The 12,487-nt window shown below is 62.8% G+C and carries 13 protein-coding genes; 6 read left to right on the top strand and 7 right to left on the bottom strand.

The annotated features are described in order from the left end of the window. Window positions 1–58: 58 nt before the first annotated feature. Window positions 59–829, bottom strand: a complete 771-nt coding sequence (locus P1T08_08505) for a PD-(D/E)XK nuclease family protein (protein ID MDF1596123.1) — start codon at window positions 827–829, stop codon at window positions 59–61. A gap of 74 nt (window positions 830–903) precedes the next feature. Between P1T08_08505 and P1T08_08500 the strand changes: the two genes are divergently transcribed. After that, window positions 904–2,766, top strand: coding sequence for a VanW family protein (locus P1T08_08500; GenBank protein MDF1596122.1), 1,863 nt, complete (start codon window positions 904–906; stop codon window positions 2,764–2,766). A 33-nt stretch (window positions 2,767–2,799) separates the two neighbouring features. Here the strand turns inward: P1T08_08500 and P1T08_08495 are convergent, their stop codons facing one another. The 3 genes from P1T08_08495 to P1T08_08485 all read right to left on the bottom strand — a co-directional run bounded on the left by P1T08_08495 (window position 2,800) and on the right by P1T08_08485 (window position 4,999). Beyond that, window positions 2,800–3,093 (bottom strand): NifU N-terminal domain-containing protein, encoded by a 294-nt coding sequence (locus P1T08_08495; protein ID MDF1596121.1) that lies wholly within the window; start codon window positions 3,091–3,093, stop codon window positions 2,800–2,802. A 25-nt stretch (window positions 3,094–3,118) separates the two neighbouring features. Continuing rightward, the gene (gene pyk / locus P1T08_08490) at window positions 3,119–4,594 is read right to left on the bottom strand and encodes a pyruvate kinase (protein ID MDF1596120.1); all 1,476 of its coding nucleotides are present in this window, start codon (window positions 4,592–4,594) and stop codon (window positions 3,119–3,121) included. A gap of 120 nt (window positions 4,595–4,714) precedes the next feature. After that, complete coding sequence (locus P1T08_08485; protein ID MDF1596119.1) at window positions 4,715–4,999, bottom strand: DUF427 domain-containing protein; 285 nt, start codon at window positions 4,997–4,999, stop codon at window positions 4,715–4,717. A gap of 158 nt (window positions 5,000–5,157) precedes the next feature. Between P1T08_08485 and cofC the strand changes: the two genes are divergently transcribed. Together cofC and P1T08_08475 are read left to right on the top strand one after the other, a co-directional pair. Further along, complete coding sequence (cofC, locus tag P1T08_08480) at window positions 5,158–5,760, top strand: 2-phospho-L-lactate guanylyltransferase (protein ID MDF1596118.1); 603 nt, start codon at window positions 5,158–5,160, stop codon at window positions 5,758–5,760. Between the two features lie 11 nt (window positions 5,761–5,771). After that, window positions 5,772–6,530, top strand: coding sequence for a PIG-L family deacetylase (locus P1T08_08475; protein MDF1596117.1), 759 nt, complete (start codon window positions 5,772–5,774; stop codon window positions 6,528–6,530). A 3-nt stretch (window positions 6,531–6,533) separates the two neighbouring features. On the opposite strand, the gene ugpC is transcribed toward P1T08_08475, so the two are convergent. Continuing rightward, window positions 6,534–7,742, bottom strand: coding sequence for a sn-glycerol-3-phosphate ABC transporter ATP-binding protein UgpC (ugpC, locus tag P1T08_08470; GenBank protein ID MDF1596116.1), 1,209 nt, complete (start codon window positions 7,740–7,742; stop codon window positions 6,534–6,536). A gap of 75 nt (window positions 7,743–7,817) precedes the next feature. Here ugpC and P1T08_08465 point away from each other — a divergent pair, with 75 nt between their 5' ends. The 3 genes from P1T08_08465 (at window position 7,818) to P1T08_08455 (ending at window position 10,716) form a co-directional block, all read left to right on the top strand. Then, window positions 7,818–8,528, top strand: coding sequence for an SDR family NAD(P)-dependent oxidoreductase (locus P1T08_08465; GenBank protein ID MDF1596115.1), 711 nt, complete (start codon window positions 7,818–7,820; stop codon window positions 8,526–8,528). Window positions 8,529–8,600: 72 nt separating this feature from the next. Beyond that, window positions 8,601–10,289 carry a Na+/H+ antiporter gene (locus P1T08_08460; GenBank protein MDF1596114.1) on the top strand — a complete coding sequence of 563 codons (1,689 nt, stop codon included), beginning with the start codon at window positions 8,601–8,603 and terminating at the stop codon, window positions 10,287–10,289. Continuing rightward, window positions 10,282–10,716, top strand: a complete 435-nt coding sequence (locus P1T08_08455) for a universal stress protein (protein MDF1596113.1) — start codon at window positions 10,282–10,284, stop codon at window positions 10,714–10,716. Before P1T08_08460 ends, P1T08_08455 begins: the two co-directional genes overlap by 8 nt. Window positions 10,717–10,865: 149 nt before the next feature. Here the strand turns inward: P1T08_08455 and P1T08_08450 are convergent, their stop codons facing one another. Both P1T08_08450 and P1T08_08445 read right to left on the bottom strand, forming a co-directional pair. After that, window positions 10,866–11,129, bottom strand: a complete 264-nt coding sequence (locus P1T08_08450; GenBank protein MDF1596112.1) for a GlsB/YeaQ/YmgE family stress response membrane protein — start codon at window positions 11,127–11,129, stop codon at window positions 10,866–10,868. Window positions 11,130–11,510: 381 nt separating this feature from the next. After that, window positions 11,511–12,005 carry a DUF2975 domain-containing protein gene (locus tag P1T08_08445; protein MDF1596111.1) on the bottom strand — a complete coding sequence of 165 codons (495 nt, stop codon included), beginning with the start codon at window positions 12,003–12,005 and terminating at the stop codon, window positions 11,511–11,513. Window positions 12,006–12,487: the final 482 nt, after the last annotated feature.

The raw sequence follows: 12,487 nt of genomic DNA, 5'->3' as shown, positions 1-12,487 counted from the left end.
GGGAGTACGCCCGGTCGTCCGCCATCCCCATCGCGCAGTGACTTCGAGCGCATAGAGCTCACTCCGCAACTCGAACGGCCGCCGCGCCCTCTTGACATCCATCGAGCACAGGGCAGAAGCGGCACCATGGACCACCACGCCGCTCCATCCCCGTGCCGGTTTCCCACGCCTCGCGCAATGCGTTGATCATGGCCGCGGCCTGCTCGGCCGTGTTCTGCACATCCCGCAAGGCCGGTACCTCGAAGTAACGCTCTCCCGTCGCCACCGAGACGGCCTCGAGGCGGCCCGGCAGCTCCCCCCGGTCCATCGCCCATAACATCGCATAGAAGCCGAGCTGCAACACGACCTCGCCTAGGGCACCCGTCTTCCAGTCGACCAACCTGGGGCCCGATTCATCACCGAACACCGCATCGACTCGCCCCACCAGGTTCACCCCCCGGGTGGGTTCGATGTCGAAAGAAACCTCGGCGGCTTCGAAGCCTTCGCCGGGAAGTCGTTTGAATCTCTCGTACAGCAGCCCGACCTCTTCGATGACCCTGCCGAGCGAACTCGGCTTCAAACCGACCGAAGACAGCTTGTAGTTGAGATTCGACGATCCGATCTCTTCGCGACAAACCTGCTCGAACCGAGCGGGTTGGATTTCCCCCTGCTGGAGATGCCGGGCGAAGAGCCGGTGAGCGAGTCCGCCGCTGAACGAGGCTTTGCTGTCCGGCCCATAGATGCCCCGAAAGTGGGCAGCGGCGCGTTCCGGACACTCGCTGTATGCAACGAACGAAGTAGCGCTCACCCGGATGTCGTCACCAGACCGGACCTCAGGGAATTTGATCACAGGTGCGATGGTATCTACGACAGAGGACGAATTCGATGCAACTACAATGAAAGGCTCCTGAGGGATATCCTGTCATGTCCAAACCCCGCCGCACACTGATTGTCGCCGCCCTTGTCGCGGCCGGGCTTCTGCTGCTAGTCGCGGCCGCCTTCGGGCTCGATCGATTCGTTCATTCCGGTGAGGTCCTTCGCAACGTCGAAGTGGCCGGCGTCGATCTATCCGGGCTCAACGAAGAAGCGGCCATCGCCGCCCTGCTGAGCTTCGAAGACAGCCTGGCTGAGACTCCGGCACCCTTCACCGTTGCCGGAGTTGCGATCGACCTCGACCCTATCTCTGCGGGATTCAACCTGAATGAAACATCCGCGTTCGACCGTGCGTTCCAAACCGGTCGCCAAGGCTCGATCGCAAGTCAGTTCGGCTGGTGGACCCGTCATTTGCTCTCGACCGAAGACCTGTCCATCGACGCGACGTTGGACGCTGACGCTCTCGACCTGATACTTGCCGAGTGGAGCAAGGCCCTGATCACCGATCATCCTTTCCCCGGTGACGTGACTCTGGTCGATGGAACAGCGGTCGCCAGCTATCCCACTCCCGGAACCGAGATCGATCGAGCGGCGTCCGCCGGAGTGATTCTGGATTCGCTGCTATCGACTACACGTACTCCGCAAGCGCTCCCGACCCGATCCGTTGCGCCTCCACTCACCAACACGCACATAGACGCCGCCGTCGCCTCTGCCACCCGAATGCTGGCCGGGCCCGTCACGTTGTCCAGGGATGATCCGGTCGCCCAGGTCGTCTTCACGACTGCCGACCTGACAGAAGCATTCGAAAGCGAATTGGTGCTCGAACCGCAGCCCGTTCTCGTACTCGGGTTCTCGAGCGAGGTGGTTTCCTCCGTTCTCGAACCTCTCCGGACCGAACTCGAAGTTCCTCCGGTTGATGCGAGGTTCGAGTTCGGCGACGATGACCGCGTCTCCATCGTCCCGGGCCGGCCGGGCACGATCATCGACCCAGAACTCGCCGCCGCAGCATTGGAAACGGCTTCGCTCACGGTCAGCCGCGCCGGCGAACTCCCATTCGAGGATGGGGCCGACCCTGAGGTGACCACAGAAGAGCTCGAGGCGATGGGTGTCAAGGGCCTCGTGTCCGAAGCAACCACCAGCCACCCCTGCTGCCAGCCACGTGTCGCCAACATCCACCTGTTCGCCGACATCGTCTTCGGGACCATCGTCCTACCGGGCGAGTCGCTCTCCCTCAACGAACTCGTCGGCGAGCGTACCTCGGAGCTGGGATTCGAGCCCGCCCCGACCATTATTCGCGGAAAGATCGTCGACACGGTGGGTGGCGGAGTCAGCCAGTTCGCTACGACGTTCTACAACGCAGTCTTCTGGGGCGGATACGAGGATGTAACCCACACTCCTCACAGCTATTACTTCTCGCGCTACCCCGAAGGTATCGAGGCCACCATCTCGTGGCCTCTCCCCAATCTGGAGTTCCGCAACGATACCGACGCCGCCGTGCTGATCAAGACCGAGTACGACGACACCAGCATCACGGTGAAGTTCTTCGGGGACAACGGCGGCCGCACCGTCGAAGGCGAGGTCTCCGACCGCTACAACTTCACCGAACCCACGACCGACTACATCGCCAACGACGCACTGGAACCCGGCGAGCAGAAGGTCAACGTTGAGGGACGGGCCGGTTGGTCGGTCACCGTGACCCGGATCATCACCGAGCGCGACGGAACCGTCCGCGAACAAACCTGGGTCGTACGATACAAAGCCCAACCGTGGGAGATTCAGGTGCATTCATGCACGATCCCGCCTGGTGCCCCCGGCCATACCGGCGAGGATTGCCCACTGCCGGAGACGACGACCACGCTTGCACCCCCGACCACTACGACCATACCGACGACCAGCACGGCCGTAGGTGGGTAGCCGGCCGGGCAACTCGCGGTTTCACCCGGCCCCTCAATAGAAGAGGAAGAGGTTGCTGATCAACGCCCCGGTCTGCTCGAGGGTTGCGTCATCCCAGCCGCCGTCTCGCTCGATGGTCACGATGTTCGATGTCACGTACACGCTCCGCACGGCTTCGTCGGCGGAGAACAGGCGACGCGCGAGGCCGGCCGGAACCGTTGAGCGAGCTTCGGCTTCCGCGTCGGAGCGGTAGCGCTCCCCATCCTGGCCGCTCAGGCTGCGATCCGTGTCGAACACGGCGACGTCGCCGATGGTCACAGAGCTGGCGATTTCTATCTTTTGACCCAACGAACACTCCTCAGTCGGTGGGACTCTAGCGCTGCGATCGACGGCGGCTTCGCCGCTCACCGACGACATGCAGCTTCATGAGGTTCGTCGACGCCTGTTGATTCGGAGGGATGCCGGCGACAACGACCACGCCCTCTCCTTCTTCGCATACGCCCGATCGCTCGAGGTACTTCTCGGCCAGAGCGATCATGAGGTCCGTGGAATCCCGGCGTTCGGCGGCGATCGGGGTCACGCCCCACATCAAGGCCATCCGCCGACGGGTCGCCTCTTCAGGGGAGAAGGCGATGATCCTTCCATGCGGCCGGTATTTGCTGAGCAGCAACGCGGTGTTGCCGGACTCGGTGAAGGCGGCGATCGTCTTCAGTTTGAGGTTGGCCGCGGTGTCGACCGCCGCCTTGGCAGTAGCACTGGCGAAATTCGGTCTGCTCTCCAAGAAGGCGATATCAATTACACCCTCCGACTCCCGCAGTCCAGATTCGACCTCGCGGCAAATCGCATCCATCATCTCGACGGCGCGCACCGGATAGTGGCCAACGGCCGTCTCCGCCGACAGCATCACTGCGTCTGTTCCGCCGATGATCGCTGAGGCCACATCGGTTACCTCCGCCCTCGTCGGTCTGGGCGACTCGGTCATCGATTCGAGCATCTCGGTCGCCGTAATGGAGATGACTCCGGCCCGGTTGGCGCGACGCAGGATGTCCTGCTGAATCAGGGGAATTCGCTGCAATGGGAGTTGGACGCCGAGATCGCCTCGTGCCACGAGTGCACCCTGTGCGGCACTCAGGATCTCGTCGAGATTGGCGAGGGCCGCCGCCAGCTCGATTTTGGCGATCACCGGTGTCCCGGGTTCGATGAGTTCGACGACCCGGCCGATGTCGTCTGCAGACCGAACAAACGACGCGGCCACGTAGTCGACTCCGAGTTCGCGTCCGAACGCCAGATCGGTCCGGTCCTTGTCCGTCACCGCCGGTACCTGAAGGCTGGTGTCCGGAAAGGCAACCCCTTTGTGATCGCCGAGAACGCCGCCTTCTCGCACTCCCGCCAGCAGACCGTCCGGCAATCGTCTGAGCACCTCGAGCCTGATGAGACCATCTGCCAGCAGAACCGGCTCTCCTGGTTCGACGTCCTCGAGCAGATACGGGTAGTCGATGGCGATCGTGCCGGGGGCAGCCTGACCGTCGCCCAGCACCAGCAGAACCTCGCTTCCGGTCGGTAGCTCGACCGAACCCCCCGGGAATCGTCCCACCCGCAGCTTCGGACCCTGGATGTCCTGGAGTATCGCAACTGGTCGGCCATGCTCCACAGCCGCCGCTCGTACCCAGTCGGCAAAACGTCGGTGGCCGTCATGATCACCGTGGGAAAAATTGAGTCGCGCAACGTCCATTCCGGCCGTGACCAGCGCAGACACGGCCGCGGCCGACTCAACCGCCGGCCCGAGTGTGGCGATGATCTTGGTTTGACGCCCCGACGGGATCTTTGCCGGGTCCCCATTCGTGGTCATGGCACTCCTTGGTTGCTGCCAAGCGTAGGTCCCACCACCCCGCAGAGAAAACTCGACCGAAAGCATCGGTCCCGGGCTCCGGAATGAACGGCTTCGAGGGATTGATAGCCGCCAGACGGATCAATCCTCGATCTGTATACCCTTCCAGAACGCCACATAGCCACTGATTTCGGCGGCGGCCGGTTTCGGTTCGGGGTAGTACCAGGCTGCGCCGTCATTGGTCTCGCCGCCGACGACCACGTCGTAGTAACTCGCCTTGCCCTTCCACGGACACGTCGTTTGCCGGTTCGAGGCTCGGAGATACTCGGTGTTCACGGACGCAGGAGGGAAATAGTGGTTTCCCTCAACCACAACGGTTTCATCGCTCTCGGCCAGGGTTGCCCCGCTCCACTCGGCACGTGCCACAGGTGTTCCTCTCGTTGATTCGACTGTCTCCAACACCGGAGGCACCCCGAATAGTCCCCGGGGAGGTATGACGCGACGGCGGAGCGCACCCCCGGACCACGGCTGAAGCGAGAGCTGGGCCGGACGTGGCGTCCCTTCCCATCTAGCCTTCGGCCACGATGGACATCGTCGCCGTTCCTATCAAACCATTCGGACTCGCCAAAGCGCGCCTGGCCTCATCCTTCAGCGGTACGCAGCGAGCTGCGCTCGGACGGGCCACCGCCACCCGCACTGTGACCTCCGTCCTCGATGCGCTCGGGAAAGCATCCGTCGTAACCGCCGACGAGGAGGTAGCGGAGTGGGCGGGCCGGCTCGGAGCATCGGTCATTGCGGAACCGATCGGCAAGCGGTCCGGCCTCAACGGTGCAGCCCGTGAGGTTGTCTCAGCGGCCCGAGGTGGGATGTGGATGATCATTCATGCGGATCTTCCTCTCATTACCGTCTCCGACATCCGCATTGCCTGGGCTGCCGCGCTTGAAGGTGACTTCGTGCTGGCGCCGTCACATGACGGTGGCACGAGTGTGATCGGTGGGATCGAAAGCAACTTCGCGTTCTCATACGGCCCGGGATCGTTTCACCGCCATCTCGCCGCCACCGGACACCTCCCCGTCAGGATATTGACTCGGCTCGGGTTCCTTCTCGACCTCGACGATCCAACTGACCATCAGGCGGCGATCCGGCACCCACTCGGTATATGGCTCACCGGAACAGACGGTCGGTAGTCTGGCGGGCCATGCAAAACAGCATCTATTCAGAAGCCAGAAACAAGGACCAACCCACCGGTGTCCCGAGGCGGGCATTGACGATTGGGGCCCATCCGGACGACGCTGAGTTCGGTGCAGGCGGGACTCTCGCAACATGGGCAAACGCCGGATGTGAGGTCACCATGTTGATCGTCACCGATGGATCAAAAGGGGCTTGGGATCCGGAGATGAGCCGCCAGGCTCTGATCGATAGGAGGCGCGCCGAACAACAGGCGGCGGCCACCATCCTGGGAGCCGGGGCTCCGATCATGCTCGGGCACGTCGACGGTGAGCTCGAGTACTCGCTGGCATTGCGCGAGGAGATCTGCCTGTGGATCAGGATGGTTCGGCCCGACGTAGTCCTCACCCACGACCCCTGGCAGCGGTACCAGATGCACCCCGACCATCGCGTCACGGGCCTGGCCGCCGTCGACGGTGTGGTCGCAGCCCGTGACCACCTCTTCTTCCCCCGCCAATTGGTCGGAGGGCTCGAGAAACATCGACCATCGTGGATCTATCTCTGGAGTGCAGACGAAGCCGACCACTGGGTCGACATATCAGACACGTTCAACATCAAGATCGAAGCGCTCATGGCGCACTCATCCCAGGGGACAACCACGATGGGCGGCGCTCACGACGACGCAGACAAGCGAGAGAGATTCGCCAAGCGCATCGCCGCCTGGGCGCACAAACAGGGCCAACCGGCGGGACTCTCCTCGGCCGAATCGTTCAAGGTGTTGTCGCCGTAGCGGTTACCAGATGGCGGCGCCGGTGTCCTTGTCGAAGAAGTGGAGCTTGGACGTTTCAACGACGAGGTCGACCTGGTCGCCCGCCTTCGGGGCGAAGTCGGGATTGACCCGGGCTGTGAAGCTGGTGGAGTTCCCGAGCACCGAAGCATCCGAACCCTGATCGGCCAGCAATTCCTGGATGTCGGGCGTGATCACCGGGGCAATCTCTTGCACGAAGTGAAGATACGCCTCTGATCCCAACTGCTCCACCAGATCCACATGGATCTGCATTACCCGCTGATCATCAAATCCGCTGGTGAGTGCTTCCTTCACCTCAAATGCCTCGGGGCGCAAACCGACCACAATCTCCTTGCCGGCGTAGTCGGCCAAACCAGGCCGGCTCTTCAACGTCGCCTGATCGACCCTCAGCCGGACATCTGCCCAGGTCACATAGGTCGAGTCACCCTCGGCCGCCACCGTCCCGGCCACGAAGTTCATCGCAGGTGAGCCGATGAATCCGGCCACGAACAGGTTGTTCGGGTGGTCGTAGAGATTGCGGGGCGTGTCGACCTGCATCAGGTTCGGAATCTCTTTCCCCGAAATGGCTTTGAGTACCGCAACCCGGTCACCCATCGTCATCGCCTCAACCTGATCATGGGTCACATACAACGTCGTCGTCTTCAACCGGGAATGGAGAATCCCCAACTCTGAACGCATCTGCACACGAAGCTTCGCGTCGAGATTGGAGAGAGGCTCATCCATCAGAAAGGCGGCCGGCTCGCGCACAATGGCCCGACCCATCGCCACCCGCTGCCGCTGACCACCAGACAGCGCCTTCGGCTTGCGATCCAGGAATTCGGTGATCTCCAACACCCGGGCGGCTTCTCCCACCCGGCGGTTGATCTCATCCTTGGGCATCTTGCGCAGCTTGAGGCCAAATGCCATGTTGTCAAACACGCTCATATGCGGATACAGGGCGTAGTTCTGGAACACCATCGCAATATTGCGATCCTTCGGTGGCACATCATTCACCACCTGATCCCCAATCGTGATTACGCCCTCAGTGATTTCCTCGAGGCCGGCCACCATCCGCAACAGCGTTGACTTCCCACAACCTGAGGGACCTACCAGGACAACGAACTCACCGTCGCCGATCTCCAGATCAACATCGTGAATAGCCCGCATCCCACCCGGATAGACCTTTCCAACCGACTCCATCTTGATAGCGGCCACGTCGCCTCCTGATCACTGTGATGACTCATTGGAATGTAGCAGGGACCGCCTAAGCTTGCCGAGAAGGAGGTTCTGATGTCAGATCAGCGTGTTGCCGTGCTCACGGGGGGAACCGGCAGCCTGGGGACTGCACTCGCCAGGCGCCTGGCGGCGACGGGTCACCGGCTCGCCGTCACATACGTCCGCCCGGAGGAGTCGGCCACGTTCGAGACGAACCTCGACCTCGATGAGGACCAGCTGTTGCTGCGACGCGTCGACGCGTCACAGCCAGACGAAATGGCCGCCTTTCTCGAGGAGATCGAGGAACGTTATGGCGCCATCGACATCGTGTGCGGCCTGGTCGGCGGCTGGGCGGGTGGACGGGATATCGAAGAGACTTCCGACGTACGTTGGGAGCGGATGCTCGACCTCAATCTCCGTTCCGCATTCATCACCTTGCGCGCCGCTATCCCCTACCTCCGCAAATCCCAGGCAGGGCGCCTCGTGTTCATCGGGAGTAGAGCCGCCCAGGACACTCCGGCAGGTCAGGCTGCCTTCAACGTTGCTAAGGCCGGTGTCGTCGCGCTGGCACGATCCGCAGCCGCCGAACTAGACGACACCAACATCACCGTGAATGCCGTAATGCCCTCGGTGATTGACACGCCCACGACGCGCGAGACGCTGCCGTTCGCCGACTACGTCGATTGGCCGACCCCCGACGAGATCGCAGCCGTGATCGAGTTCCTTGCCTCGCCTGCATCAGCAGTCATCTCCGGCGCCATGATCCCCGTGTATGGGAAGACCTAGGGACGGACGTCTCCAGCCTCACCCGTCCCGGGCAATTGGCACGTCGAATGGGCCGATCCGTCTGAAATCCGGTTGCCCGAATCCTGGGTCTTCGGCGCCGACCCCGGGCTCCTCAACTCTGAGGTCAGCATCGTGCTACTGCTGACCGTTGCGGCGGTCGTTGCCGTAGCCGTTCGGAGAGTCCGCCTCCCCTACACGGTTGCGCTGGTCGTGGTCGGGCTGGGTCTGGCGTTCCTACCGCCCGACGTCATTCAGATCGACGTGAGTGCCGATCTGATCCTGGCCGTTCTGGTCCCGCCGCTCCTGTTCGAAGCGACTCTCCATATCTCGTGGGCTCGACTGCGGCGTGACCTGGCGCCGGTCCTCGTGTTCGCCCTCATCGGCACGCTGCTCGGGGCGTTCGTCGTGGGGGGATTCATTGCGAGTTTCGTGGATGGCGTGCCCTGGGCGGCGGCTGTGGCGTTCGGGGCCTTGATCTCGGCGACGGACCCGGTAGCCGTGATCGCTTTCTTCCGCTCAATCGGAGTCCCGAAGCGCCTGACGATCCTCGTCGAGGGAGAGAGCCTGTTCAACGACGGCGTCGCCTTCGTGGTGTTCATCCTCGCACTGGCGGCGGCCGGACCCGGCGCCACCTTCTCGCTTGGCTCGGCGATCGGTGAGTTCATCATCGACGCGTTCGGGGGTCTAGGCATCGGCCTCATCCTCGGCTACGTCGTATCGTCGCTGATCCTCAAAAATCTCGATGATCACCTCATCGAAACGGTCGTCACCGTGGCGCTCGCCTTCGGCTCCTACCTACTGGCGGAGGAGTTCGGCGCCATCTTCGACCTCGAACGTGTTCACCTCAGCGGCATCCTCGCCGTGGTGGCCGCCGGGCTGATGGTCGGCAATATCGGCTTGCGCAACACATCGCCCACCACCCGGCTCACACTGGAGAACTTCTGGGAGTTTGCGGCGTTCGTCGTCAACTCGCTGGTCTTTCTGCTTCTTGGTTTACAGATCCACATCAGCGAACTCTGGAATCAGGCCGGAGCCGTACTCGTAGCGCTGGCGGCCATTCAGGTCACGAGGCTCGTTGTGGTGTACGGTCTCGGATCCTTGCACGGCATGGTCCAGCCGGATCGGAAGGTTCCGCGTCGATACCAGCACGTCATGTTCTGGGGTGGCTTGCGCGGGGCAATATCTCTCGCACTTGCACTCAGCCTGGGAGGCGAGAAGGATCGGCTCGGGGAGGACGTAGTGTCCACGCTCCAGGTGATGACCTTCGGAGTCGTGCTGTTCACCCTGCTGGTGCAGGGTCTCACGATCGAGCGTCTCATCAAGCGGCTCGGTCTGGCGGCCAGGCCGGTCGAACGAGTCGAGCAGCAGCGCCGCCAGGCAAGAATCTACGCTCAGCAAGCCGGGTTGGGCGAACTGGAGCGGCTCCACGACCAGGGAGTCCTGTTCCCCGACCTATACGAAGCGATGGCCGACCTGTACAAAGGTGAGCTGATTCGAGATGGAGATGCGCTCCGCGAACACCTACGCCGCCACCCGGAGCTAGAAACCGACATATACATCCGAGCGCGAACCGACACACTCCGGGCTGAGCGCAGCGCCCTTCAGGACGCAGCCCGGCGCGGACTGATCGCCGAGGATGTGCTGCACGAGCTTACGGCCGACCTCAACGACCATCTCGCCGCCTTGGAGTTCATCGAGGGAGACGCTCGACAGGGCGACATTCCTCAGATGCCGCCGGAGGAGGTGGCAGACGATGGTTGATGTCGTGTGCGCGATCAGGGGAGGCCCCGGCAGCTACCGGACGCACCTGGCCGCGCTCCACCATGCAGCCGACCTCGGGGGGGTCGTTCACTTCTTGTCGATCGTCGATCCGGTTGCCTACGAGCCGCTTCATGAAGGCGAGCAACATGCCATTCGGGCTGAGATGGCCTGGCGTGACCTGGCGATGGCGAAGGCCACGGCCGCCCACGCCGGCCTGGATGATGTCCGATTCACCGTGACGATCCGGGTCGGCCCGCTCGCCGAAACCATCGCCGCATACGCCACGGAGGTGGCGGCAGGCTCGATCCTCATCGGCCTCCCGCGCCCGGCCGCCGACGCGGCACTCGCCGGAAGCGGGGTTGAGCAATTCGCTGAGGAGTTGCGCCGGCTCGCCGGAGTGGCCGTCGTGGTCACACCCGACGGCTAGAAACACCAGGTTGGCCGAAGCCGACCTCGACCCCTCCCGTTCGATGCAATGGCCGTTTGGAGCTTCGACTGACTCGGTGTGAGTACGCCGCTGGCGTCGAGAAGAGAGCCCCACCGGGACCGGGCTCTCTTATCAATCAGAGAAGCAGGTCAGGCCCGCCGGCTCCCAGTGAAGAAACCGTAGATCACCAGCACGACGATCGACCCAACGATTGCGATCAGCCACGTGCGAATCTCGAAGAAACCGCCCAGGTCAACGTCGAAGAGAACACCACCCAGCCAGCCGCCCAGCAGTGCGCCAACGACGCCGAGGAGCATCGTCATGAACAAGCCGCCACCCTGCGCGCCGGGCAGGATCTGTTTGGCGATGGCTCCGGCGATGAGACCGAGGATAAGGAACGCGATGAAACCCATGGCTTTTTCCATTCTGTCTGCACCCGCCGGGCGGATGGTTGATTCATCCACAAGATTATCGCCGACCGCAAGTGGCGACCGGTTCGAACACCGATCCTGTGCCGTATCGTCGGACCAGCGAGTCGTGTGGATTCCAGGTTGAGGAACATTCCGATTCTAATACCTCCCCCAGCCGCGGGATCTCGCACAAGCCGCCATCTTCCCCGCTCTCAACGCTGTGCTTGATCTTCCGGCGGATAGTCGAACGCACCAACCCGAGAACTGGCGCCGGTGCCGAGAGTGCCGAGCGATCGTACCCCTCAAGGCCCACAACGACTGCCAGCCGGCCCCCTCAACCGGGGGCGGGAGACAAGAACCCCACGAATACGCCGACGACCGACGTCACGTGCGGTGGTTGACCTGAGCACAGGAGCCGAGCGCAGCAGTGCGCAGCTCCGGGGAGACCGAGAAGATCCGCTCGAGCAGCGCGACCAGGGTGAACAGGAACAAAGCCGCCACTTCGACCGCGACCCACAAGAACAGCAGCGTCGGGTGCATGAGCTGCATGGCGGCCCAGGCGCCGACGAGGAAGAGCACCAGATAGCCGGCGAAGACGCCGATGAGCAACCTGAGCCGCTGCAGGATCTGCACGGCGCGGACCGAGAACGCCTCACCCTGGTCGATCACCTTGAGGAAGTCGAATACCACCGCGATCGCGACGACCACCGGGACGAATCCGATGAGAACGGCGACGTAGAGGGGCACCCGGAGGTGGGCGAGCTCGGGCCAGTCCTGGGCGGACTCCAGGCTGAAGAGGTAGAGCAGCCCGCCGGCCAGAGCAAAGACGACAAGGATGAGCACAAGCAGGAGCCGGAGGAGCCTGGTTTCACGGATCATGCGCTCACGATAGGCCCGGCCCGTCGTGAGTCAATGGTGTCCTGCCCTTGGCCGACACGGTGCTGCGTCAAACCCGACCGGGTCAAGACCGGCTTCCGCCACCAGGACCGAGAGGGAGCCGCTACCACAGCCCAGATCGGCAACAAAGAAGGTTCAGGTTCCGTCAATCCTGGGCTCATGAGCTTGCCGGCTGCTCAGGGGTACAGGAACGCGGCCGCGGATACGGCGAGTTCGTGCTGGGCGGGGGTTTGTCGAATGGCGCGAGATTTGAAGGTGCTGTTCGGGTCAGGGTGGGTCGGTGCCGGTGGCGGGTTGAAAGCGCAACCGTCCAGGCGGTGAACCAGGTTTGACCCGGTATCCCATTTGGTGGATGACCACATGATGATGAAACCAACAAAGAGTCACGAGTGAGGTGTATCTGACTCTTTGATATAGGTCGCCGGGTTCCTAACCCAATTCATGGTCGGGTCCGGGGCGGGTTG

Source organism: Acidimicrobiia bacterium (assembly GCA_029210695.1).
Classification (GTDB): domain Bacteria; phylum Actinomycetota; class Acidimicrobiia; order Spongiisociales; family JAHEDJ01; genus JAHEDJ01.
The sequence above is the reverse complement of the archived record's forward strand: the minus strand, read 5'-3'. Positions and strand labels throughout refer to the sequence as shown.